The organism is Streptomyces olivoverticillatus (assembly GCF_014203555.1).
Taxonomy (GTDB): Bacteria; Actinomycetota; Actinomycetes; order Streptomycetales; family Streptomycetaceae; genus Streptomyces; species Streptomyces olivoverticillatus.
In genome coordinates this window covers 227,652-250,834 of record NZ_JACHJH010000001.1, presented here as the reverse complement: position 1 = coordinate 250,834, position 23,183 = coordinate 227,652, and the positions used below count along the sequence as shown (strand labels likewise).

General features: G+C 71.9%; 17 protein-coding genes. 3 read left to right on the top strand and 14 right to left on the bottom strand.

Annotation, left to right across the window (positions count from 1 at the left end; translation table 11 throughout):
* Positions 1–235 precede the first annotated feature (235 nt).
* The 5 genes from FHS39_RS01110 to FHS39_RS01090 all read right to left on the bottom strand — a co-directional run bounded on the left by FHS39_RS01110 (position 236) and on the right by FHS39_RS01090 (position 4,522).
* The gene (locus tag FHS39_RS01110; protein WP_184345850.1) at positions 236–1,093 is read right to left on the bottom strand and encodes a hypothetical protein; all 858 of its coding nucleotides are present in this window, start codon (positions 1,091–1,093) and stop codon (positions 236–238) included.
* Positions 1,094–1,647: 554 nt separating this feature from the next.
* Positions 1,648–1,959, bottom strand: coding sequence for a hypothetical protein (locus tag FHS39_RS01105; protein ID WP_184345849.1), 312 nt, complete (start codon positions 1,957–1,959; stop codon positions 1,648–1,650).
* 84 nt (positions 1,960–2,043) lie between these two features.
* Positions 2,044–2,400, bottom strand: coding sequence for a hypothetical protein (locus FHS39_RS01100; protein ID WP_184345848.1), 357 nt, complete (start codon positions 2,398–2,400; stop codon positions 2,044–2,046).
* Between the two features lie 9 nt (positions 2,401–2,409).
* Entirely contained in the window at positions 2,410–3,330 is a 921-nt protein-coding gene (locus FHS39_RS01095; RefSeq protein ID WP_184345847.1) for an LLM class flavin-dependent oxidoreductase, read from the bottom strand.
* Between the two features lie 64 nt (positions 3,331–3,394).
* Positions 3,395–4,522 carry a serine hydrolase domain-containing protein gene (locus tag FHS39_RS01090; protein ID WP_184345846.1) on the bottom strand — a complete coding sequence of 376 codons (1,128 nt, stop codon included), beginning with the start codon at positions 4,520–4,522 and terminating at the stop codon, positions 3,395–3,397.
* A 173-nt stretch (positions 4,523–4,695) separates the two neighbouring features.
* Between FHS39_RS01090 and FHS39_RS01085 the strand changes: the two genes are divergently transcribed.
* Positions 4,696–5,946 carry a hypothetical protein gene (locus FHS39_RS01085; protein ID WP_184345845.1) on the top strand — a complete coding sequence of 417 codons (1,251 nt, stop codon included), beginning with the start codon at positions 4,696–4,698 and terminating at the stop codon, positions 5,944–5,946.
* A 13-nt stretch (positions 5,947–5,959) separates the two neighbouring features.
* Here the strand turns inward: FHS39_RS01085 and FHS39_RS01080 are convergent, their stop codons facing one another.
* The 4 genes from FHS39_RS01080 to FHS39_RS01065 all read right to left on the bottom strand — a co-directional run bounded on the left by FHS39_RS01080 (position 5,960) and on the right by FHS39_RS01065 (position 10,648).
* Positions 5,960–6,814, bottom strand: coding sequence for a carbohydrate ABC transporter permease (locus FHS39_RS01080; RefSeq protein WP_184346615.1), 855 nt, complete (start codon positions 6,812–6,814; stop codon positions 5,960–5,962).
* A complete protein-coding gene (locus tag FHS39_RS01075) occupies positions 6,814–8,172 on the bottom strand; it encodes an extracellular solute-binding protein (protein WP_184345844.1) in 1,359 nt (452 codons plus the stop codon). Before FHS39_RS01075 ends, FHS39_RS01080 begins: the two co-directional genes overlap by 1 nt.
* 137 nt (positions 8,173–8,309) lie before the next feature.
* The gene (locus FHS39_RS01070) at positions 8,310–9,014 is read right to left on the bottom strand and encodes a response regulator (protein ID WP_184345843.1); all 705 of its coding nucleotides are present in this window, start codon (positions 9,012–9,014) and stop codon (positions 8,310–8,312) included.
* Entirely contained in the window at positions 9,011–10,648 is a 1,638-nt protein-coding gene (locus FHS39_RS01065) for a sensor histidine kinase (RefSeq protein WP_184345842.1), read from the bottom strand. The genes FHS39_RS01070 and FHS39_RS01065 overlap by 4 nt, the downstream gene beginning before the upstream one ends.
* A 120-nt stretch (positions 10,649–10,768) precedes the next feature.
* Here FHS39_RS01065 and FHS39_RS01060 point away from each other — a divergent pair, with 120 nt between their 5' ends.
* Positions 10,769–12,121, top strand: coding sequence for a cation:dicarboxylate symporter family transporter (locus FHS39_RS01060; RefSeq protein ID WP_184345841.1), 1,353 nt, complete (start codon positions 10,769–10,771; stop codon positions 12,119–12,121).
* 117 nt (positions 12,122–12,238) lie between these two features.
* Here FHS39_RS01060 and FHS39_RS01055 read toward each other — a convergent pair whose 3' ends face one another.
* Positions 12,239–12,838, bottom strand: a complete 600-nt coding sequence (locus FHS39_RS01055) for a TetR/AcrR family transcriptional regulator (protein ID WP_184345840.1) — start codon at positions 12,836–12,838, stop codon at positions 12,239–12,241.
* A gap of 115 nt (positions 12,839–12,953) precedes the next feature.
* Between FHS39_RS01055 and FHS39_RS01050 the strand changes: the two genes are divergently transcribed.
* On the top strand, positions 12,954–14,612 hold the full coding sequence (locus tag FHS39_RS01050) for an MFS transporter (protein ID WP_184345839.1): 1,659 nt from the start codon (positions 12,954–12,956) through the stop codon (positions 14,610–14,612).
* A 148-nt stretch (positions 14,613–14,760) separates the two neighbouring features.
* On the opposite strand, the gene glgB is transcribed toward FHS39_RS01050, so the two are convergent.
* The 4 genes from glgB to FHS39_RS01030 form a co-directional block, all read right to left on the bottom strand.
* Positions 14,761–17,400 carry a 1,4-alpha-glucan branching enzyme gene (glgB, locus tag FHS39_RS01045; protein ID WP_343069292.1) on the bottom strand — a complete coding sequence of 880 codons (2,640 nt, stop codon included), beginning with the start codon at positions 17,398–17,400 and terminating at the stop codon, positions 14,761–14,763.
* A 91-nt stretch (positions 17,401–17,491) separates the two neighbouring features.
* Positions 17,492–19,024 carry a maltokinase N-terminal cap-like domain-containing protein gene (locus tag FHS39_RS01040; RefSeq protein ID WP_184345838.1) on the bottom strand — a complete coding sequence of 511 codons (1,533 nt, stop codon included), beginning with the start codon at positions 19,022–19,024 and terminating at the stop codon, positions 17,492–17,494.
* Positions 19,025–19,337: 313 nt separating this feature from the next.
* On the bottom strand, positions 19,338–21,050 hold the full coding sequence (gene treS, locus FHS39_RS01035) for a maltose alpha-D-glucosyltransferase (RefSeq protein ID WP_184345837.1): 1,713 nt from the start codon (positions 21,048–21,050) through the stop codon (positions 19,338–19,340).
* Positions 21,047–23,038 carry an alpha-1,4-glucan--maltose-1-phosphate maltosyltransferase gene (locus FHS39_RS01030; protein WP_184345836.1) on the bottom strand — a complete coding sequence of 664 codons (1,992 nt, stop codon included), beginning with the start codon at positions 23,036–23,038 and terminating at the stop codon, positions 21,047–21,049. Before FHS39_RS01030 ends, treS begins: the two co-directional genes overlap by 4 nt.
* Between the last annotated feature and the right edge of the window lie 145 nt (positions 23,039–23,183).

Here is a 23,183-nt window from a genome sequence, read left to right as displayed (position 1 = left end):
CAGACGAGGCCTGGAACAGAGTCGACCCGCGTCTCTTTCTCCAGGGCCCCATGGACGAACTCTCCCGCACGCAGGCAGCGTTCCGAGTCGCCTACTGCCTTCCGTCCGTCGGCACTGTCGCCGTTGGCTCAGACAATCCTGCTCATCTGCGCGAACTGCTTGATGCCCGACGCTACGAGGTCGACAGCCAGACAGTCCGCCAGTACCGCGACCTCCTTCAGGGCCGGGCACAGGGTCACCCTGCCTGCAGCTCGTCCACGATTCGCGCCGCCATGTCCCGAGCGGGCACAAGGCGAGGGTCCTCTGGATGAGCATCCGGGCCCAAGATCTTCGCGCAGACGAACAACGTCATCAACTTGCCGTCCCGGCTCTCGAAGTCACGGCGCCGCTCGTCCCGTACGCGATCGGCAAGAGCCGGGACGGCAAGGGAGTTTCCCCACAGTGAAGCGGAGTCCAGCCCGCGCGGCGCGTTCCCCCAGTCTTCCCAATCGAAGAGGGTGAACGTCGGACCGGTCGCGTTGGCCCAGTTCAGATCCGCATGCGCCGGCACCCACTGCTCAACGGTCGTATCAAAGTCGCAGGAGAACGCGGTGCGGATGGATTCCGTGACGAGGGACTGCGTGATCGTGACAGTGTCTGGTGTGGCGATGCGCCTCGTGTGCTGCGCCGCAAGCGCGTCCAGCGATTCGTTCATCGCTTGCCACCACTCATCGGGCAGTTGCGGATCTTCAGCGAGCACACTGGTACCGACTGGCGTACCCGGAAGGACACCTGTCTCGTCAGCCCGCCACATCACCGCGGCGTCTGTATCACGCCAGACCACACAGCCGTGCCACGTCGGCTTGGCAATGCCGATCAGACGGTCGGCGCACTCAGTGCCGTTCCAGCCCTGGACCCCGATCTTGTCGAGTCCACGCCGCTCGATCCGCACCCAGGTAGAGCGGTCCGTCCGAGCTCCGACGGACCGACGCTTCCGCACCACGGTGTCCCTGTCGAAACGCATCTGAAGGGAGCGTTCTACGCAATCAAGGACCTCATCAACCGGCTCGACTCGCAAGTCAACGGCACGGGCAGCGGAGACCGATAGCGACATGCGCGCGACGGTAGCGGTCCATTGTTCCTCGCAGAACGATTCCAGCCAGGATCACCCCTCCTGCTCGTCCGTCCTCCCTGCCGCGGGCCGCTGGGGTTCATCCGCTTCCGGGAGAGTCTCCAGGGCCTCGTCAGCACTCTCGACCAGTCAGCACCGGGTTCACCATCACAGTCGCGCCCAACCACAACCGCCAGGACGGAGCCATCGTGCCCTGCATAACCCACGAACAGCGCCGCACCTGATCGCGTCCAGAGCCGCACGCGCGAGATCTACAGCCACAGTCAGCTTCACGGCTCGCTCCGCAGGGTCGCCATGAGGCGAGCCCCAGCCGGGCGGACGACGTCTCCAGCCCCCATGCCTTGGCTGCGTTCATGGCTACGTACGTAGCCGCGCGGTCCCGTTTGAACCGGTGTGGACCGGGGTCTGGCCAAGCCGCCGATTCGACAAAAAGGGCCCCTGACCAGAATATTTACTGATTAGGGGCCCTCTCGACGGACGAGACCGGCCTGTACGCAGGGTGCTGTGCCCTGAGAACCGTGGGCTGGACTCTTGGCTCAACCATCGCTACCGAGCAGGGCACCTGGAAGATGCAGGCCGTCCACCTCACGTCCCGGGCCGGAGCGGCGGCAGGCGCAGGCGGGCCCCGTCTCGGACTGTCGGTCTTCTTGCAGGTTGTAGAGCTCGAAGAAGATGCCCGTCTGGGCGAGGCGGGTGTTGGCCGGGCGGTGGGTGATGAAGACGGTGGCCCGCCCGTCGGCGAGATTCTTGAGCCGGGTGAAGATGCGGCACAGCACGTACGGGGAAGCCACGCGCCCGTCAAGGAACGGCACCCGGCGGACAACGGGATTGTTGCCGTCGCAGCACATCACCCGTAAGGGTGAGGCCGTGATCCGGGGCGGGGAGGCTTGGCCAGGCCCCGGACCACGGCAGCTCCTACGGGACGGCCAGGACTACCGTCCACGGATGGTCGGCCGCGTCCGTGATGTCCCGTCCGACCGCACCGCCGGGGACTTCAGTCCAGACATGGGAAGAATCCGGCAGAAATCGGGCACTTGGCACCCGCCTTGGGTGTGGCGGCCGGTCAGCGCGGTCGCTCTGACCGTGGCCAGGCTGGTCTCCATGCACGCGATCCGCCACCATGCGGGCATCACCGAGTGCACCATGGCATACAGGGCGCCCACATGCCCCAGCCGCGCGTGCGGCAGGACACGCACGGTGCGGACGACGACGATCTGCCGGCGCAGCGGCGGCCGAGCGAGCACGACGGCCTGCTGAATCACCCGTCGGCCGAACCGCCAGGCCGGCACGACCCACACTCAATCGCGGGTCAGCCCGTGAGCGGCGGCGGGGGCCAGTTCCTCCAGGATGGCCTCCGCGCGGCCCAGCGCCGCCTCCGCGTCGACGTCGACGGACGCGATCTCCGGGTCGAAGTTGAGGTCGACGAAGGCCTCGGTGAACCCCAGCTCGCCGAGGCGGGCGAGGTCGTCCCGGATCTTCTCCGCGGGGCCGCAGAAGGGTGCACCGCCGGAAGGCCGCACCTGTACGGAGGCCCGGCAGACGTAGCGCAGGGAGTCCGGGTCGCGCCCGGCGTCCTCGGCCGCACCCCGCACCGTGGCGAGGAGTTCGCCGAGCGTGGCCGGGTCCGAGGAGCGGCTGGCGATCCAGCCGTCGGCTATCCGGCCCGCGCGGCGCAGCGCGGGCAGGGCGCGGGCACCGAGGAGGAGGGGCGGGTGCGGCCGCTGGACCGGCTTGGGCCCGAAGTGGCAGGCGGGCACGGTGAAGAACTCGCCGCGGTGCTCGGCGACTTCGGCGGTCCACAGGGTCTTGAGGACGGCGACGAACTCCTCGGCGCGGCGACCCCGGTCCCGGGTGCCGGCGCCCACCGCGGCGTACTCCGTCTCCGCGCCCAGGCCCAGCCCGACGTCGAGGCGGCCCCCGGAGAACAGGTCCAGCGTGGCGAGCTGTTTGGCCAGGACGGGCGGTGCGGCGTAGGGCATGTTGAGGACGGCGGCGCCGATCCTGATGCTCGACGTCTGGGCGGCGAGATGGGTCATCGCGACGATGGGATCGAGGACGCAGTGCGCGCCCTCCTCCCGGCTCTCGCCCAGCGGAGCGAACAGCCGCTGGTAGGTCCACAGACTGTGATAGCCGAGCTGCTCGGCGCGCTGGGCGATGCGGGTCAGGCCCTGCGCCGTGGCCCAGGAACCCGTCATGGGGGCGGCGAATGCGATCTTCATGCAGTCGATCACAACAGGGGGCGGCCCGAAAACCAACCCCCTGCCCGCCCGTCAGGAACTCCCGTCAGCCCAGGCAGCCGCGCAGGGCCGCCGTCAGCCGGTTGGCCCGGTCGTCGCCGGGGCCGACCATGCGGCTGGTGACGAAGGCGAAGCCGACGCCGAACTCGTCGTCACCGAAGGCCGTGTTGCCGCCCGCTCCGTCGTGCCCGAAGCTGCGGGCGCCCAGCGGGCGCCAGACGGGGTTGGAGTCGATCATGAAGCCGGTACCCCAACGCCCGCCGAAGTCGGGCATGTCGCCCGGCCAGGACGGGCCCGAGGACTGCTCGCGCAGCGCGTCCGTCACCGTCTGACGGCCGAGCAGCCGCGGCTGCCCGCCGAGGCCGGTGGCCGCCGCGGCGTACACGGCGGCGAGGCCGCGGGCGGAGCTGACGGCGCTGCCGGCGGGTATCTCGGCGCCCAGCAGGGGGAAGGAGCCCCAGTCGCCGGGGAAGTCCACTGCGCCGTTCAGGGTGAGCGTGCGGGTGATCAGCGCGTCGGCGGGCAGCTGCATCTGCTGGTCGGGCAGCTCCAGGCGGGCCAGGCGCGCGGCCTCCTCCTCGGGCAGGGCGAACCAGGTCGCGAGGTCCAGCGGGTCGCCGATGCTCTCGCGGAAGTAGGCGCCCGGCGTCAGGCCCGTCACCCGCCGGACCAGCTCACCGGCCAGCCAGCCCAGCGTCATCCCGTGGTAGGCGTGGGCGGTGCCGGGCTCCCAGAGCGGCACCTGCTTCTCCAGCGCCTCCACGACCGGGGCCCAGGCGAGCACGTCCTCGAAGGACAAGGAGGCGTCCACCACGGGCAGTCCGGCCCGGTGGGCGAGGACGGTGCGCACGGTGACGGCCTCCTTGCCGCCGTCCGCGAACTCCGGCCAGTACTGGGCGACCGGCGCGTCCAGGTCGAGGCGGCCCTCCTGGGCGAGGCGGTGCAGGAGGACGGAGAGGATGCCCTTGGCGGCGGAGAAGACCTGGGTGGCCGTGCCCTCTTCCCACTCCCGGCCGGTACGGGCGTCGGCGGCCCCGCCCCACAGGCTGGCCACCAGCTCGCCGTCCACGTACAGGGCCAGCGCCCCGCCGCCGCGCCCGTCCTCGGGGAGCACGGCCGCGAACGCGTCCGCCAGCGGGCCGAAACCCTCGTCGACCTGCCCCTTGACCTGCATGATTCGCCCCGTCCCTCGTGGTACGGCCGGTCCCTCGACCGGCGCCCGGGTCACCCCATCACAGGCCCGATGCACGCGCCAACAAAATTTCCGCGCTGCCATCCGGGGGAGATTCGCCGGTGTCCCGCCCCGCCCTCGCGGCGGGCGGAGGGCGGGCGGCAGACGCTGCTCCCATGCCTTGCGACTTCATCACCGTCACCGTCCGGACCGCCGACGACTGGATGGCCGGGACGGACGGCACCCTTCACCTCCGGCTGCACAGCGGCGGCCGGGTCACCCCTCCGCTCCTGCTGGCCGGGCCCTGGGAGCACCTCGCGCGGGGGAGGACGGCCCGCTACTGTCTGCCCGCCCCCGACGGCTTCGGCGTCCCCGACGCCGTCACCCTGGAGATCGCGGACGGCGAGGACTGGCTGTTCGACCGGGTGGAGGTCGCGGGGCGGGGCTGGGAGCCGCGCGGCATCAGCGGCGCGCCCCGCGGCCAGTGGCTCAGCAGGACCGGCGCCCCCACCGCCGCCAACCGGCACCGGATCATCCACCGGGGCTCGGCCACCTTCCCCCTGCACCGCGCCGGGGAGAAACCGGCCCCGCTGCCGTACCACGTGCTCAAGAACCGTGGCGGCGTGCGGACTTACGGCAAGACGCTGGCCTCGCCCGGCTACCGCCCCGCGCCCGGCCCGGCCGGCGGGCGCACGGTGCGGCTGTACACCCAGGGCGGCGCCCACCGCGACGTACCGCTGTGGGGCCGGCTGATCGAGATCGGGGGCGGCGCCGCCCACCCCAGCACGCTCGTCGAGGGCGACGAGTCCGCCGGTGCCTGGCCGGCCCTGACCGGGGTGAGCGACATCGCCGCGTTCGTGCCGGTGCCGGACCGTCGGCACGCCGACGGCGCCGGCGAGTACTGGCTGCTGCACTACGACGGCCGTCAGGACGCCGTCTACCGCAAGCTGACCGTGCCCGACGCCGACGACAGGGCCGCCACCGTCGTCGCGGTCGACCGTCCCGTGGCCGAATGGCCGTCGCTGGCGGGGATCGGCTGGATCGACGAGGTGCTCGCCGTCCCCGACCGGGAGCGGGTGGACGGTACGAGCCACTACTGGGTGTTCCACTGCGGCAAGGACGGCCCCCGCTGCCGGAAGATCACGATCGCCGACGGCTCGCCGCACGTCAATGACGTCGAGGCGGGGGACTACCCCATGGCCGACTGGCCCTGTCTCGCGGGCGTCGACCGGATCGACCTCGTGCTGCCCGTCCACGACCGGCAGCATGTGGGCGGCGGCACCAACGAGTACTGGGTCTTCCACCGGGCCGCGGACGGCATGCGCTACCGGAAGATCGCCATCGAGGACGGCACCGCCCACATCAACACCCTGCTCCAGGCCGACCGGCCGCTCGCCGACTGGCCGTCCCTCAAGGGCATCGAGTAGCCGCGCGGACCGGTCACGTCTCCTCCCTCATCAGCCGCAGATACACCGTCGAAAACACCGCACCCACCAGCAACAACAGCAGCGCCACCGCCGTCCCGTAGCCGATCAGCGACTTCAGGAACGCCTGGTCGTACATGAACACCGGCAGCGTCTGGCTCCGATTGCCCGGACCGCCGCGCGTCATGGCCCAGATCAGCCCGAAGACGGAGAGCGTCTGCAAGGTGTTGAGCATCAGGTTGGTGCCGATCGAGCGCCGGATCATCGGCAGCGTGATGTGCCACCAGCGGCGGAGGCCGCTCGCCCCGTCGACCTCCGCCGCCTCGGTGACGTCCTGCGGGATCCCGGCCAGCGCCGCCGAGTACACCAGCATCGAAAAGGCCGTACCCCGCCAGACGTTGGCGAAGGACACCGCGAGGATCGGCAGCGTGAACAGCCAGTTCTGCTGCGGCAGATGGAGCCAGTCCAGCAGTGCGTTGAGCGTGCCGCGCCGGTTGAAGAAGACGTAGAGCAGGAAGCCCGCCACGATCTCGGGCAGCACCCACGCCGCGATCACCACCGTGCCCGTCAGCGTCCGTACGGGCTTGGAGGCGCGCCGCATCAGGGCCGCCAGCGCCAGCCCCAGCGAGTTCTGGCCGACGATCGACGACAGGACCGTGAAGACCAGCGTCAGCACCACCGCGTTGCGGAATCCGTCGTCCGCGAAGGCCCGGCGGAAGTTGGCGAAGCCGGTGAACGAGGCCGACGCCTGGCCCGTCAACTGCGTGTCGGTGAAGGCGAGATACGCGCAGTAGGCGACCGGCCCGGCCAGGAAGAGCAGCATCAGCGCCGTCGCCGGGGCGAGCGGCAGCCAGCGCACGGCCCGGGACATCACCGCGTCACGCTCGCGGCGCCGACGGCCGTCCTCAGGCGCTCGTCGTAGCCCCGGGCCGCCTGCGCCGCGGTCGCGTCACCGGTCGTGACCGCCTCCATCGCCTCCCTGATCGCGTCCGACACCTGCGGATAGACCGGCAGCGCGGGCCGGTAGCGGGTGTCCTTGACCAGCCCGGTGAAGAAGTCGATGCCGGGCAGCGACTTCACGTACCGCGGATCGGCCGCCACGTCGTCCCGGACGGCGATCTGGCCGTCGCGCACCGTCCAGTCCGTGGCGTTGGCGGCCGTCTGCAGGGTCTCGATCACCTGCCAGGCCAGGTCCGCCTTGCCGGACTTGGCGCCGATCGACCACGTCCAGCCGCCGGAGAGGCTGACCCGGCCGGGCGCCTGGCCGTTCTGGGTGGGGAAGGCCGCCCGGCCCATCACCCGCTCCCACTGCGGCCACGGCTTGCTGCCGTCGGGCAGCCAGTTCTTGGCGAGCCAGGAGCCGTCGAGGTCGATGGCGAGCTTGCCCGACGGCAGCCAGCTCGTGACCACGTTGGTGCTGACGTTGGGGTCGAGCGCGTCCGACGGGTCGGGGCCCAGCTTCTCCGCGAAGACTGTACGGACGAAGTCCAGGGAGTCGGTGACGCCCTTGCCGCCCGCGACCCACTTCTTGCGCCCCGGGTCGTAGAGCGGATCGGTGCTCCCCGTCCCGTACAGCAGCATCTCGAAGCCCTGCATGGTCGCGGCCTCGCCCGCCGCCTTGCCCGTGTAGACGTTGAGCGGGACGACGCCGGGCACCTTGGCCTTGACCGTACGGGCGGCGTCGAGGACGTCCCGCCAGGTGTGCGGCTGCCAGTTCGCGGGGAGGCCCGCCCTGGCGAAGACCTCCTTGTTGAACCACAGGCCGCGGGTGTCCGTGCCGTCCGGCACGCCGTACGTCCTGCCGTCTGCGCCCTTCGCGGACGCCTTCGCCGTCGCCGCGAAACGGCCCCACTCCTTCCAGCCGGCCAGCTTGTCGTCCAGCGCTCTCAAATAGCCGCTGGTGATGTCGGAGTTGATGAGCGCCGTGTCCTCGTGCACCACGTCCGGCGACGTCTTGGGCGAGCGCATCATCTGCTGGATCTTGGCGTAGTAGTCGCCTTCGGCGGCCTGGACCGGCACGAGCTTGAGCTCCTTGCCCGGGTGCTCCCGCTCGAACTGCTTCTTGATCCCGGCCAGATAGCCGTCCATGATGCGGACCTTGTTGTCCGTGCTGCGCTGATAGGCGATCTTCACGGTGTCCGGGTCGCCGCCGCCCCCGCCGCAGGCGGTGAGCGGGAGGACGGCGAGAGCGGTGGTGACGGCGAGGAGTACGGGGGCGGTGGGACGCACGGGCACGACCTCCTACGGGCTCCTGCGAGCAAGGTCAGGGCGGCCGCCCGGCGGACACCGCGGGGCGGCACCTCCTACGTTCCCTGCCGGGCGCCCCCGCACGCGCCGCCCCGGTGCGCCTGACGCCTCCCGGGACGTCAGCGCCCGCTGAGCCAGCGGTAGCGGAGTTCGGGGCGGCCGATCTGCCCGTACTGCGGGGCGCGGTCGGCGCGGCCGGAGTCCACCAGGTATTCGAGGTAGCGGCGGGCGGTGATCCGCGAAATGCCCAGGGCCGAGGCCGCCGCACCGGAGGAGACGCCCTCGGGCCCGGCCTCCCGCAGCGCCCGGGTGATCGTCTGCAGGGTGCTCTGCGTCAGCCCCTTGGGCAGCGCCACCGGCTGCGGGGCCCGCAGCACCGACAGCGCCCGGTCGACCTCCTCCTGCCCGCTCGCCTCGCCCGCGGCCGCCCGGAACTGCGCGTAGCGGGCGAGCCGGTCGCGCAGCGTCGAGAAGGTGAAGGGCTTGAGCACGTACTGGACGACGCCGAGCGAGACGCCCTCGCGGACCACCGCCAGATCGCGCGCCGACGTCACCGCGATCACATCGGCGCCGTGCCCCGCACTGCGCAGCGAGCGGACGAGCTGGAGCCCGTGCCCGTCGGGCAGGTAGAGGTCGAGCAGCAGCAGGTCGACGGGCGTCCGCTTGAGGAAGTGCGAGGCGTCGGCGCGCGAATGCACCACACCCGCCACGGCGAAGCCCGGCACGCGCCCGACGTACAGCGCGTGCGCGGCGGCGGCGACGGGGTCGTCCTCGATCACCAGCACCCGGATCGTGTCCGCGGCGGTCGTCGGCTGCGTGCTCATACGGTTTCTCCTGCGGTGCGACGTGCGGGAAGGGGCAGCCGGACGGTGAACTCGGCGCCGCCGGAAGGGGAGCGGCCGAGCGCGACCGAGCCACCGTTGCGCCGGGCCGCCTGCCTGACCAGGGCGAGCCCGAGGCCGCGCCCGTGCACGGCGGCCGCGTCGGGTTCCTTGGTGGACCAGCCGCGGGCGAACACCTCGTCCGCCGATTCCGGGGCGACCCCCGGGCCGGTGTCGCCGACGCGCAGCAGCAGTTCGCCGCCGTCGGCGAGGACGGTGACGGTGACCTTGCCGCCGGTGCGCCGGGCGTCGGTGGCCGCGTCGACCGCGTTGTCGATGAGGTTGCCCAGGATGGTGACCAGGTCGCGGGCGGGCAGGTCCGGGGGCAGCAGGGCGTCGTCGACGCGGGTGTCCTCAGTGAGCACCAGCTCGACGCCGTGCTCGTTGGCCTGGGCCGCCTTGCCCAGGAGCAGCGCGGCGAGGACGGGTTCGGCGACGGCGGCCACGACCCGGTCGGTCAGCGCCTGGGCGAGCTCCAGCTCGGCGGTGGCGAATTCGACGGCTTCCTCGGCGCGGCCGAGCTCGATCAGGGAGACCACGGCGTGCAGCCGGTTCGCGGCCTCGTGCGCCTGCGAGCGCAGCGCCTCGGCGAAGCCGCGCACCGAGTCCAATTCCCCGGAGAGCGCCTGGAGTTCGGTGTGGTCGCGCAGGGTGACGACGGTGCCGCGCCGCTCGCCGCTGGAGACGGGGGAGGTGTTGAGGACGACCGTGCGCTCGGCGGTCAGGTGCACCTCGTCGACGCGGGGGCCGGGGGCGAGCAGGGCCGCGGTGAGGGCGGGGGGCAGGCCGAGGGCGTCGACGGGCCGGCCGATGGCGTCGTCGGGCAGGCCGAGCAGTTCGCGGGCGCCGTCGTTGACCAGGGCGATGCGCCGCTCGCCGTCGAGCATCAGCAGCCCCTCGCGCACCGCGTGCAGGGCGGCTTCGTGGTAGTCGCGCATCCGGGCCAGTTCGGCGGCGTTCATGCCGTGCGTCTGTCTTCGCAGCCGCGCGTTGAGCAGGTACGTCCCGGCGCCGCCTGCGGCGAGCATGGCCAGGGCCCCGGCGATCAGCATCGTGACCTGACGGCCTACTTCCGCGCTGATCGCGTCGACGGTGATGCCCGCGCTGACCAGGGCCGTGACCGTGCCGTCGGGCTCGCGCACGGGCGCCACGGCCCGTACGGACGGGCCGAGAGTGCCGGTGTAGGTCTCCGAGAACGTACGGCCCTGCAGGGCGGGGCCGGTGTGGCCGAGGAAGCGTGCGCCGATGCGGGCGGGGTCGGGGTGCGTCCAGCGGATGCCGTCCCGGCTCATGATCGTCACGAAGTCGACGCCCGTGTCGTGCCGGACGTCCTCGGCGTAGGGCTGGAGAGCGGTGGTCGGGTCCGCGGTGCGGACGGCCGTGCGCACCGCCGCCGAGGCGGCGACGGTGGCCGCCGTCGCGGTGACCTGACGGCGGGCCGCCTCCTCGGCCTGCTGCCGGTCGGCGAGGTAGGCGAACACCGCGCAGCCGGCCACCACGGCGGTGACCAGCACGATCTGCACCGCGAACAGCCTGCCGGCCAGGCTGCGGGGGCGGTGCATGCGAGGTATGCGCATGGCCGACAGTGTGCCTCCTGGCTTGTTTGTGTACGTAATGCACGCAAGGGTGACCGCCGTCACAAGGGGAGTGCATAGTCTGCGGGACGCCTTCGGGAACCACGACGAGGAGGAGAGACCGTGGCAGTACAGCCGGATGTGAGACCGGGCCGGGACCGGACCCATTACCTCTACCTCGCCGTGATCGCGGCGGTCCTCGTCGGCATCGCGGTGGGCTTCGCCGCGCCGGGCGTGGCGGTGCAGCTGAAGCCGCTCGGGACCGGCTTCGTCAATCTGATCAAGATGATGATCTCGCCGGTCATCTTCTGCACGATCGTGCTGGGTATCGGCTCGGTGCGGAAGGCGGCGAAGGTCGGCGCGGTGGGCGGGCTGGCGCTCGGCTACTTCCTGCTGATGTCGACCGTGGCGCTGGCCATCGGCCTGCTGGTCGGCAACTTCCTGGAGCCGGGCAGCGGCCTGCACCTGACGGACGCGGTGCGGCACGCGGGGGAGGCGCAGGCGAAGGGGACGGGCGAGTCCACCGAGCAGTTCCTGCTCGGCATCATCCCGACGACCCTGGTCTCCGCCTTCACCGGCGGGCAGGTGCTCCAGACGCTGCTCGTGGCACTGCTCACGGGCTTCGCCCTGCAGGCGATGGGCACGGCGGGCGAGCCGGTGCTGCGCGGCGTCGGGCACCTCCAGAAGCTGGTCTTCCGCATCCTGTCCATGATCATGTGGGTGGCTCCGGTGGGGGCCTTCGGGGCGATCGCCGCGGTGGTCGGCGCGACGGGCACGGCCGCGCTGAAATCGCTGGCCGTCATCATGGTCGGCTTCTACCTCACCTGCCTGATCTTCGTGATCGTGGTGCTGGGCGGGCTGCTGCGGCTGGTGGCGGGCGTCAATGTCTTCGCCCTGCTCAAGTACCTGGGGCGGGAGTTCCTGCTGATCCTGTCGACGTCGTCCTCGGAGTCGGCGCTGCCGCGGCTGATCGCGAAGATGGAGCACCTCGGGGTGAGCAAGCCGGTCGTGGGCATCACGGTCCCGACGGGCTACTCCTTCAACCTCGACGGCACCGCCATCTACTTGACGATGTCCTCGCTCTTCGTGGCCGAGGCGATGGGCAAGCCGCTCTCGGTCGGCCAGCAGGTCTCCCTGCTGCTCTTCATGATGATCGCCTCGAAGGGCGCGGCGGGCGTGACCGGCGCGGGCCTGGCCACGCTGGCCGGGGGCCTGCAGTCGCACCGGCCCGAACTGGTCGACGGCGTCGGCCTGATCGTCGGCATCGACCGCTTCATGAGCGAGGCGCGGGCGATGACGAACTTCGCGGGGAACGCGGTGGCCACGGTGCTGATCGGCACGTGGACCAAGGAGATCGACGAGGACCGGGTGCGCGAGGTGCTGGCGGGCCGGCTGCCGTTCGACGAGGCGGTGCTGGCGGACGAGACCCCGGCGGAGGAGCCCCCGGCCCCGGAGAAGCAGCCGGCCGTCGTCTGACGGCCACCAGAGACCACCCCCACGGCGGGGCCGCCCCCCACGGCGGCCCGGGCCTCGGTACGGCACCGCCGGGCCGCGCCGTGGGGGTCTTCGCCTTTTCCGGGTGGGCTTTTTCGGTTACTCGGACAAGAGATCCGCCACCAGTTCGGCCGACTCCGCCGCCGGGACGCCGGCCGCCGTCAGGGCCGTGACCGCCGCGCTGCGGCCCGCGTCCTGCGGGGCGAGGACACCGTCGTTGACGGCCTGCATCAGGCCGAAGAGGATCTGCTCGCGGACATAGGCCAGCGCCACCGCCGGCAGCGGCGAGACGAAACGGCCCGCGTCCAGGCCCTGCTGCAGCATCGCCGCGCACTCGCGGCGCACCGGCTCCAGGCGGCGGTGGATGCCCTCCACCGTGACGCTCCGCTGGGCCAGGGAGATCAGCAGCCGGTAGCCGTCCGCGATGTCCCAGACGGCCAGCATGGAGCGGGCCAGCGCCCGCGCCGGGTCCTCGACGTCGCGCAGCGCCTCGGCCTGGGCCGCCGCCACCGCTTCCGCCGCGTCGTCGACGAGCGCTCCGATCAGCGCGTCGCGGCTCGGGAAGTGCCCGTAGACCGTCCGCCGTACGACGCCCGCCGCGCGCGCGATCTGGTCCATGCTCGCGTCCGCGTCGCGCAGCAGCTCCGCGAGGGCGATGTCCATGATGCGGCGGCGATTGGCGTCGGCTCTGCCGGTCATCGGTTCTCTTCTCGGTCGGTGGGGGCCTTCATTTTGCACAGGGGCACCCCTGTCCCGTAATTTGCACAGCAGTGTGTAATTGCACAAGCGTGTGCAAGTTCCGAAAGGGGGGCCGATGGGCCTCGCGTTGTCGACACCGGTCGACGAGATGGACGGTCCGTACAAGAAGCGCTGGGCGGCGCTCGGCGTGCTGTGCCTCAGCCTGCTGATCATCGTCATGGCCAACACGTCCCTGACAGTGGCCGCCCCGGACATGACCAAGGCTCTGGGCCTGAGCAGCTCGGATCTGCAATGGGTCATCGACGGCTACACCGTCCCGTACGCCGCGCTGATGCTGATCCTGGGCGCGGTCGGTGACAAGTACAGCCGCCGCGGCGCGCTCGTCCTCGGCCTCTTCGTCTTCGGCGCGGCGTCCGTCGCCGGCTCGCTCGTCGACAGCGCGGGCGCGGTGATCGCCTCCCGCGCCGTGATGGGCGTCGGCGCGGCCATGATCATGCCGGCCACGCTGTCGCTGCTCTCCGCCACCTTCCCGCGGGCCGAGCGCGCCAAGGCCATCACCATCTGGACGGCCACCGCCGGCCTCGCCATCGCCGTCGGCCCGCTGGTGGCCGGTGCGCTGCTGGAGGACCACGGCTGGGCGTCCACGTTCCTCATCAACGTGCCGATCGCCGTGCTCGGCATCGTCGGTGCGCTGCTGCTCGTCCCGCCGTCCAAGGCGACGGGCGTCGACAAGATCGACTACATCGGTGGTCTGCTCTCCGTCATCTGGACGGGCTCCCTCATCTACATGATCATCGAGGGTCCGCACTTCGGCTGGGGCGCCAAGGCGATCGCCGCGGCCGTCGTCGCGGGCGTCGGCCTGGTCTGCTTCGTCCTGTGGGAGCTGCGCCACCCGCGGCCGATCCTGGACGTGCGCCGCTTCGGCAAGCGGGCGTTCGCGGGCTCGACGATGGCCGTCGCGCTCTTCTTCCTCGCCGTCTTCGGCGCGTTCTACTACCTCACCCAGCACCTGCAGTTCGTGCTCGGCTACTCGCCGCTCGACACCGGTGTGCGGATGCTGCCGCTGGCGGGCGCGGTGTTCGTCGGCGGTGCGCTGACGGCGGTCCTCACGCCGAAGTTCGGCATGAAGGTCACGGTCACGCTTGGCATGGTCGTGGGCACGGTCGCCATCGCGCTGCTGACGCGCGTGGACGTCTCGTCCTCCTACGGCGACTTCGTGGCGCCGCTGGTGGTGCTGGGCCTGGCCATCGGTCTGGCGCTGTCGCCCTGCACCAACGCGATCATGGGGTCCTTCCCCGAGGACCAGCTCGGCGTCGGCGGTGCCGTCAACAGCACCTCCATCGAGCTGGGCGGCTCGCTCGGCATCGCCGTCCTCGGCACGGTGCTGTCCAAGACGTACTCCTCGAACCTCGCCGACGCGGCAGCCAAGGCCGCGGCCCACGGCGGTCCGAAGATTCCGGCGAAGGCCCTGGACGCGGCGCAGGACTCGGTGGGTGCCGGCCTGTACGTGGCCCAGAAGGTCGGCGAGACGGTCGCGGCCCAGGCCGCGCCCAAGCTCGGTGCCCAGCAGGCGAAGTCGCTGGGCGCGCAGCAGGCGCAGACGATGGTGGACGCGGTCCACCAGGCGTTCGCGGACGCAGTCGCCCACACGAGCGTGGTCGGCGCGGTCGTCCTCGGCGTGGGCACGGTCCTGGTCGCGTTCCTGCTGCCGCGGGGCGTCGGCAAGGCGGAGTCTTCTGCGAAGAGCGAGCAGCAGGTACTGGAAAAGGTCTGAATGCACCCGGACGGCGCGGTCCGGCTCGGCACCGCCGGTCTGCGCCGCCGGGGCTGATCGCCGCTGCGGTGGCGACATCGGCCACCGGCCGATGTCGCCAATCACCGAATGCCCCCGCCGCGATGGTGATTCGCGACAGCAGACCGGTTCACACGAGCCGCAACCACACCGTCGCCAGCGGCGGCAGGGTCAGGGCGATGCTTGCCGGGCGGCCGTGGCAGGGGACGGGAGCCGGCTTCAGCGGATCCGGGTTCCGGACGCCGCTCCCGCCGTAGGCCTCCGCATCCGTGTTGAGGCACTCCTCCCACACCCCGTCCCCCCACGGCACCCCCAGCCGGTAGGCGTGCCGCACCACCGGCGAGAAGTTGCTGACCGACAGCAGCGGCACCCCCTCCGCGTCGAAGCGGAGGAAGGCGAAGACGTTGTCCTCCGCCGCATCGCCCTCGATCCACGCGAAGCCCTCCGGCACGGTGTCCCGCTGCCACAGCGCCGGCGTCGCGCAGTAGCGCGCGTTGAGGTCGCGCACCAGGTCCCGTACGCCCCGGTGGTCCGCCTCCGCCGCGTACGAGGGATCCAGCAGCCACCAGTCGGGCCCGTGCCCCTCCGACCACTCGGCGCCCTGCGCAAACTCCTGCCCCATGAACAGCAGCTGCTTCCCCGGGTGGGCCCACATGAAGCCCAGGAACGCACGGTGGTTGGCCCGCTGCTGCCACCAGTCGCCCGGCATCTTCGACACCAGCGACCGCTTGCCGTGCACGACCTCGTCGTGCGAGATCGGCAGCACGTAGTTCTCGCTGTAGGCGTAGACCATGGCGAACGTCATCTCGCCGTGGTGGTACTTGCGGTGCACCGGCTCCTTCGCCACGTAGTCCAGCGAATCGTGCATCCACCCCATGTTCCACTTCAGCCCGAAGCCCAGCCCCCCGAAGCCGCCCGCGCCGACGTGGTGGGTGGCGCGGGTGACGCCGTCCCAGGCCGTCGACTCCTCGGCGACCGTCACGACGCCGGGGCAGCAGCGGTAGACGGTGGCGTTCATCTCCTGCAGGAACGCCACCGCGTCGAGGTTCTCCCGGCCGCCGTGCACGTTCGGCGTCCACTGGCCCGGCTCGCGCGAGTAGTCGAGGTAGAGCATCGAGGCGACCGCGTCCACGCGCAGCCCGTCGACGTGGAACTCCCGGCACCAGTACACGGCGTTCGCCACCAGGAAGTTGCGGACCTCCCGGCGCCCGTAGTCGAACTCCAGCGTCCCCCAGTCCGGGTGCGAGGCCCGCGCCGGGTCCCCGTGCTCGTACAGCGGACGGCCGTCGAACTCGGCCAGCGCCCAGTCGTCCTTCGGGAAGTGCGCCGGCACCCAGTCGACCAGCACCCCGATCCCGGCGCGGTGCAGCGCGTCCACGAGGTACTTGAAGTCGTCCGGCGTGCCCAGGCGCGCCGTCGGGGCGTAGAAACCGGTCACCTGGTAGCCCCACGAGCCGCCGAAGGGATGCTCGGCGACGGGCATCAGCTCCACGTGCGTGAAGCCCAAATCCTTGACGTACGCGGGCAGTTGCTCCGCGAGCTGCCGGTAGGTGAGGCCCGGGCGCCAGGATGGCAGGTGCAGCTCGTAGACGGAGAACGGCGCCTCGTGCACCGGCCGGTCCCCGCGGTGCTCCATCCACGCGGCGTCGCGCCAGTCGTAGTGCGAGGCGTGCACGATCGAGGCGGTGGCGGGCGGCGCCTCGGTGCGCCGGGCCATCGGGTCGGCGCGCAGGGTGTGGGTGCCGTCGGGCCGGGTGATCTGGAACTTGTACAGCGCGCCCTCGCCGACGCCCGGCAGGAACAGCTCCCACACGCCCGTGCCGCCCAGCGAGCGCATCGGATGGCCGGTGCCGTCCCAGTAGTTGAAGTCGCCGACGACGCGGACGCCCAGGGCGTTCGGCGCCCACACGGTGAAGCGGGTGCCGGTGACGCCCTCGTGCGTCATGGGGTGCGCGCCGAGCGCCTGCCACAGCTCTTCATGGCGGCCCTCGCCGATGAGGTGCAGGTCGAGGTCACCGAGCGCGGGCAGGAAGCGGTAGGGGTCGTGGGCCTCCAGCTCGCTGCCGTCGTAGGTCACCATCAGGCGGTAGCCCTGCGGGATCTCGCTCAGCGGCAGCACCCCGGCAAAGAAGCCGTCGCCTTCGTCGTGCAGCTCGGCCCGGAGCCCTTTGGCGGTGACCGCCACGGAGCGCGCGAAGGGGCGCAGGGTGCGGAAGGCGACCCCACCGGGCACGTGGTGAGCCCCGAGAACGCCGTGCGGGTCGTGATGCGCGCCGTGCAGCAGCCGCGTGCGCTCGCCGTCGTCCAGCGGCTCGGCGCGGCGCACGCCCCGGCCGGGGCTCGTCGCGCCGTTCGGCGTGGGGTCGGGCGTGGGCCGCGGACCCGGCCCGGGTACGGGCGCGGGGGCGGGGTCGGGTGAGGGCGTCGGCCCGGGGTCGGGCAGCGGGGGAGTGGGCCTGGGGTCGGGGGTGGACCCGGGCCCGGGGCCCGGCGATGCGGCGCGGGGAGGCCGGGGCGTCGCCGGAGCCCCGCCGTCACCGCTCTCCGCCCGCGCCCCCGGCACCCCTTCGCGCTTGCGGCCCCGGGCCGCCTGGCGGACGGGCACGGCCGGGGGCAGGTGCGCCGAAGCGCCCGGTACCGGGCGCGGGGGCGGCACCGGCTCCCGGGTCCCGGCCGGGCGGCCGGGCAGGAACGTCGCCGGGATGCTGCCGGTTTCCGGGCCGGGGCCCGGCTCGCGGGGCGGGGGGCTGGACGGCGGTCGTGCGGTCACGGGGTGGTCCTCCATGAGGTGGTTCGGATCCGGTCGGCGGCGAAGTCCGCGGCGAGGGGGACGGCGCACGGGCCGCGTCGGGGTCGGCGCGTCATACGGGGCTTCCGTCCGCCGCCCGCTCGGGCCCCCGCTCCCGCTCCGCGAGCCTGCGGATCGCGGACATCGGGACCGGCAGCCAGTCCGGCCGGTGCCGGGCCTCGTAGAGGACCTCGTAGACGGCCTTGTCCGTCTCGTGGGCCCTCAGCAACTGCGGGTCCTCGCGGGGGTCGTGGTGCACGGCGGCGTAGCCCTCGCAGAAGGCGGCCCGCGCCCGCTCGGCCCAGGTGGAGCCTGCGGCGCGGCCGACGGCCGCCGCGTAGTCGAAGGAGCGCAGCATGCCCGCGACATCGCGGGCCACCGGCTGCGGCCGCCGCCGCTCGGCCAGCGGGCGCGCGGGCTCGCCCTCGAAGTCGATGACCGACCAGCGGCCGTCCGCTGGGGTGCGCAGCACCTGCCCGAGGTGCAGGTCGCCGTGGATGCGCTGGGCGCGCCAGGTCCGCCCGGCCCGCCCGAGCCCGGCGAGCTCGTCGTAGATCCGGCGCAGCGACTCGCGGTACGGGCGCAGCGCCGGGACGGCGTCGGCCGCGGTGTCCAGGCGCCCGGTCATGGCGGCGGCGAGCCGCTCCAGCTGGGGGCGGCGCAGCACGACGGTGGGCAGCGCCTCGGCCAGCGCCAGGTGCACCTCGGCGGTGGCGTGCCCGAGGGCGCGCGCGGACGCGGCGAAGTCGGCCCGTACGGCCAGGGCGCCCAGCGCCAGCTGCCAGCCGTCGGCGGAGCCGGGCAGATAGGGCTGGAGGATGCCGAGCGTCATGGGCTCCTCGCCCGCACCCGCCGGCTCCGCCTCGAACCAGGCGGCGGGCGCGGGGACGCGTGAGCAGCCCGTGTTTGCGAGTGCGCGCGGCAATTCGAGGTCGGGGTTGAGGCCGGGGCCGACCCGGCGGAAGAGCTTGAGGATATACGTTTCGCCGTAGACCGCCGAGGAGTTGGACTGCTCGGCACCGAGCAGCCGGGGGGTCAGGCCGGGCGGGATGGCGGCGTCCGGTTCGCGGGTGAAACGCAGCACGCCGAGCCGTCCGGGCACCCGCAGCCGCTCCAGCAGCAGCGAGGTCAGGCGCGGGTCGGCGAGCCCTTCGTAGACGGTGCGGCCGTGCAGCGGGCCGCCGGTGGGGCGGCCGATGAGGGCGGGGGCGAGCTGCGGGGGGAGGACGTCCTGGATGCCGAGCAGCAGTTGGTAGCAGTCGTCGGTGCCCGCGGCCGGTCCGGGCGCGTCGGCCGGGCCGGGCTGCTGGGCGCGGACGAGCAGGTGCAGCAGTCCGGGGGCGCTGCCGCCGTAGGGGCGGGGCAGCAGCTCGGTCGCCGCGACGAGCGTGAAGCCGGTGACGGGCCGGCCCTTGCCCGCGAACCAGCGCTGCCGCGGCAGCCACTCGGCCAGCAGCGGGGCGAGCGAGGCGAGCAGCTCCCGGCCGTCGTCCGGCCGCGGCTCGGCGCCGGTGGCGCGCGGCCGGGTGAGCGGGACCGAGAGGGCGCCAGGGGTGGGCCCCCGGCCGGTGGTGGCCTCCCGGCGGAACGGTGCAGCGTCCGACATGGCGTCGCGTCCTTTCCCCGGGGCACACGACAGATGGGGCAAAGTGTCCCGGATTGCGGCTTTGGCCCGTGCGCGGTGTGGGACGTGTCGGGCGAGGATCGTCCGTACGGTCAGCGCTTTCGGCCCGTGGGGTGCGGTGCGTGCGGCCGTGACGGCCAGTGCGGTGCGTGCGGTCCGTGTGCGGTAGGTGCGTACGTGCGTCGGAGGCGATCGGCCCGGCCCGGCCCGTATCCGGCGGTCGCAGGGGTACGGGTGCCCGGGGAGGGGGAGGGGAAACGCCCGTGCGCGCCCGGCGGGCGCGCACGGGGGGCGCTCATTGGGCGGCGGAGGGCGCGTTGCGGCGCAGCCGGAACCAGTAGAAGCCGTGGCCCGCGAGCGTCAGCAGGTACGGCAGCTCGCCGATGGCGGGGAAGCGCACTCCGCCGATCAGCTCGACGGGGTGGCGGCTGTTGAACGCCCGCAGGTCCAGCTCGGTCGGCTGTGCGAAACGGGAGAAGTTGTTCACACAGAGGACGAGGTCATCGCCGTGCTCCCGGAGGAACGCCAGCACCGCCGGGTTGCTGGAGGTGAGTTCGGTGTACGAGCCCAGGCCGAAGGCGGGGTTCTGCTTGCGGATCTCGATCATCCGGCGAGTCCAGTGCAGGAGGGACGACGGCGAGGACATCGCCGCTTCCACGTTCGTCACCTGGTAGCCGTAGACCGGGTCCATGATGGTCGGCAGGTACAGCCGCCCCGGATCGCAGGAGGAGAAGCCCGCGTTGCGGTCGGGCGTCCACTGCATGGGCGTGCGCACCGCGTCGCGGTCGCCGAGCCAGATATTGTCGCCCATGCCGATCTCGTCGCCGTAGTAGAGGATCGGCGAGCCGGGCAGCGACAGCAGCAGCGCGGTGAACAGCTCGATCTGATTGCGGTCGTTGTCCAGCAGCGGGGCCAGCCGGCGCCGGATGCCGATGTTGGCGCGCATCCGCGGATCCTTGGCGTACTCCGCCCACATGTAGTCGCGCTCTTCGTCGGTGACCATCTCGAGCGTGAGCTCGTCGTGGTTGCGCAGGAAGATGCCCCACTGGCAGCGGGAGGGGATGGCCGGGGTCTTGGCCAGGATTTCCGAGACCGGATAGCGCGACTCGCGCCGCACCGCCATGAAGATGCGCGGCATCACGGGGAAGTGGAACGCCATGTGGCATTCGTCCCCGCCCTTGGCGTAGTCGCCGAAGTAGTCGACCACGTCCTCCGGCCACTGGTTGGCCTCCGCCAGCAGCACCGTGTCCGGGTAGTGCGCGTCGATCTCCGCCCGGACCCGCTTGAGGAATTCGTGGCTGCGCGGCAGGTTCTCGCAGTTGGTGCCCTCCTCGGCGAAGAGGTACGGCACCGCGTCCAGCCGGAAGCCGTCGATGCCCAGGTCCAGCCAGAACCGCAGGGCGGCCAGGATCTCCTCCTGCACGGCCGGGTTCTCGTAGTTGAGGTCCGGCTGGTGGGAGAAGAAGCGGTGCCAGTAGTACTGCTTGCGCACCGGGTCGAACGTCCAGTTCGAGGTCTCGGTGTCGACGAAGATGATGCGCGCGTCCTGGTACTGCTTGTCGTCGTCGGCCCAGACGTAGTAGTCGCCGTACGGGCCGTCGGGGTCGGTGCGGGACTGCTGGAACCAGTCGTGCTGATCGCTCGTATGGTTCATGACAAAGTCGATGATGACCCGCATGCCGCGCTGGTGCGCGGCGTCCACGAACTCCACGAAGTCGGCGAGGTCGCCGAACTCCGGCAGCACGGAGGTGTAGTCGGAGACGTCATAGCCGCCGTCGCGCAGGGGCGACTGGAAGAACGGCGGCAGCCACAGACAGTCGACGCCCAGCCACTGCAGATAGTCCAGCTTCGCCGTCAGCCCCTTGAGGTCGCCGATGCCGTCGCCGTCGCTGTCCTGGAAGGAGCGTACGAGCACTTCGTAGAACACCGCGCGCTTGAACCAGTCGGGATCCAGGTCCTTGGCGGGGGTGTCCTCGAATGTGTCGGGTACGGGCTCGTTGACGATCATGGTGTGGGTGACCCTCCGATCTGTGAGGACGGTCGCAGCGAGAACACGTGCGCGGGCGCCATGGAACGGCCCGGCTCCAGGCGCACATAGTTGTCCCTGCCCCAGTGATAGGTCTCTCCGGTGAGCTCGTCGCGCACCGGGACGGACTCGTGCCAGTCGAGGCCGAGCTCCGGCATGTCCAACGAGACCGTCGCCTCCTGGGTGTGGTGGGGGTCGAGGTTGACGACCGTGAGCACACAGGACGGGCCCGAGCGCTTGGAGTAGGCGATGACCGCCTCGTTGTCGGTGTGGTGGAAGCGCAGGTTGCGCAGGAGGCGCAGCGCGGGCTGACGCCTCCTCAGCCGGTTGAGCGCCGTGATCAGCGGAGCGATGGTGCGCCCCTCCCGCTCCGCCGACTCCCAGTCGCGCGGCCGCAGTTGGTACTTCTCCGAGTCGAGGTACTCTTCGCTCTGCGCGTGCACGGGGGTGTTCTCGCACAGTTCGTAGCCGGCGTAGACGCCCCAGGACGGCGAGAGCGTCGCCGCCAGCACGGCCCGCACCTCGAAGGCCGGCCGGCCGCCCTCCTGGAGGTAGGCGTGCAGGATGTCGGGCGTGTTCACGAACAGGTTGGGGCGCATGCAGGCGGCCGACTCACGCGCCAGCTCCGTCAGGTAGTCGGTGATTTCCTGCTTGCCGTTGCGCCAGGTGAAATAGGTGTACGACTGCTGGAAGCCGATCGCGCCGAGCGTGCGCATCATCGCGGGCCGGGTGAAGGCCTCGGCGAGGAAGACCACGTCCGGATCGGTGCGGCCCACTTCGGCGATGACCCTTTCCCAGAACACCACCGGCTTGGTGTGCGGATTGTCCACCCGGAAGATCCGCACGCCATGGTCCATCCACAGCCGCAGAACGCGCAGCGTCTCCGCCACGAGGCCGTCGAAGTCCTCGTCGAAGGCGAGCGGATAGATGTCCTGGTACTTCTTGGGCGGATTCTCGGCATGTGCGATGGTGCCGTCGGCGCGGTGGTGGAACCACTCCGGGTGCTTGCCCACCCACGGGTGGTCGGGGGAGCACTGCAGCGCGAAGTCCAGTGCCACCTCCATGCGCAGCTCGTGCGCCCGCGCCACGAAGTGGTCGAAGTCCTCGAAGGTGCCGAGGTCCGGGTGGATCGCGTCGTGCCCGCCCTCGGCGGAGCCGATCGCCCAGGGGCTGCCCACGTCGCAAGGCCCGGCGCTCAGCGCATTGTTGGGGCCCTTGCGGAAGGAGCGGCCGATGGGGTGGACCGGCGGCAGGTAGACGACGTCGAAGCCCATCGCGGCGACCGCGGGCAGCCTGCGGGCGGCCGTGCGGAACGTACCGCTCCGGGGGCGCGCGCCCTCCAGGACCGCGCCCTCCGAGCGCGGGAACAGCTCGTACCACGAGCCGAACAGCGCCCGCTCCCGCTCGACCAGCACCGGCACCGTCCGGCTGGAGGTGACCAGTTCGCGCAGCGGGTGGCCGGCCAGCGCCGCGGTGACCTCGGGGGTGAGGGCCGCGGCCAGCCGGGCGGCCACCGGCCGGCCGGCGTCGCGCAGCGCGTCGACCGCGCCGAGCACCGCCTCGCGGCCGTCCTTCTTCGGCACCCCGGCGGCGGCCCGCTCGTACAGTCTCGCCCCCTCCTCCAGCACCAGCTCCGCATCGATCCCCGCGGGCACCTTGATCCCCGCCTGCCGCCGCCAGGTGGCGACCGGATCGCTCCACGCCTCCACCGCGTAGCTCCAGAGCCCCTCCCGGTCCGGGGCGACCTCCGCGCCCCAGCGGTCGGTGCCCGGCGCCAGCTCGCGCATCGGGGTCCAGGGCCCGCACCGGCCCGCCGGACCCCGCAGCACCACATTGGCCCCCACCGCGTCGTGGCCCTCGCGGAACACCGTCGCGGTCACCTCGAAGGCCTCGCCCACCACTGCCTTCACCGGCCTGCGACCGCAGTCGACGAGCGGGCCGAGGTCCAGGACGGGGATGCGACCGATCATGGGATCACCTGGAGATTCGACGGGTACGGCTGGCCGGACGGGTTCCACGGATACGACGTTTCAAAGGCCGGGGAGGGGGATTCCGTTCTTTCTATCTGCTCCGTCGGCAGTCGGCAGGGTGCGGGCATGACTGCTCCTGTCGGCG

Bases quoted from the DNA above. Each gene is read 5' to 3' on its own strand.
- FHS39_RS01050 (WP_184345839.1), top strand. From the start codon at position 12,954: ATGGGCCTCGCGTTGTCGACACCGGTCGACGAGATGGACGGTCCGTAC.
- FHS39_RS01055 (WP_184345840.1), bottom strand. From the start codon at position 12,838: ATGACCGGCAGAGCCGACGCCAATCGCCGCCGCATCATGGACATCGCC.
- FHS39_RS01105 (WP_184345849.1), bottom strand. From the start codon at position 1,959: ATGTGCTGCGACGGCAACAATCCCGTTGTCCGCCGGGTGCCGTTCCTT.
- FHS39_RS01110 (WP_184345850.1), bottom strand. From the start codon at position 1,093: ATGTCGCTATCGGTCTCCGCTGCCCGTGCCGTTGACTTGCGAGTCGAG.
- FHS39_RS01095 (WP_184345847.1), bottom strand. From the start codon at position 3,330: ATGAAGATCGCATTCGCCGCCCCCATGACGGGTTCCTGGGCCACGGCG.
- FHS39_RS01080 (WP_184346615.1), bottom strand. From the start codon at position 6,814: ATGTCCCGGGCCGTGCGCTGGCTGCCGCTCGCCCCGGCGACGGCGCTG.
- FHS39_RS01070 (WP_184345843.1), bottom strand. From the start codon at position 9,014: ATGAGCACGCAGCCGACGACCGCCGCGGACACGATCCGGGTGCTGGTG.
- FHS39_RS01040 (WP_184345838.1), bottom strand. From the start codon at position 19,024: ATGTCGGACGCTGCACCGTTCCGCCGGGAGGCCACCACCGGCCGGGGG.
- FHS39_RS01090 (WP_184345846.1), bottom strand. From the start codon at position 4,522: ATGCAGGTCAAGGGGCAGGTCGACGAGGGTTTCGGCCCGCTGGCGGAC.
- FHS39_RS01085 (WP_184345845.1), top strand. From the start codon at position 4,696: ATGCCTTGCGACTTCATCACCGTCACCGTCCGGACCGCCGACGACTGG.
- FHS39_RS01065 (WP_184345842.1), bottom strand. From the start codon at position 10,648: ATGCGCATACCTCGCATGCACCGCCCCCGCAGCCTGGCCGGCAGGCTG.
- treS (WP_184345837.1), bottom strand. From the start codon at position 21,050: ATGATCGTCAACGAGCCCGTACCCGACACATTCGAGGACACCCCCGCC.
- FHS39_RS01030 (WP_184345836.1), bottom strand. From the start codon at position 23,038: ATGATCGGTCGCATCCCCGTCCTGGACCTCGGCCCGCTCGTCGACTGC.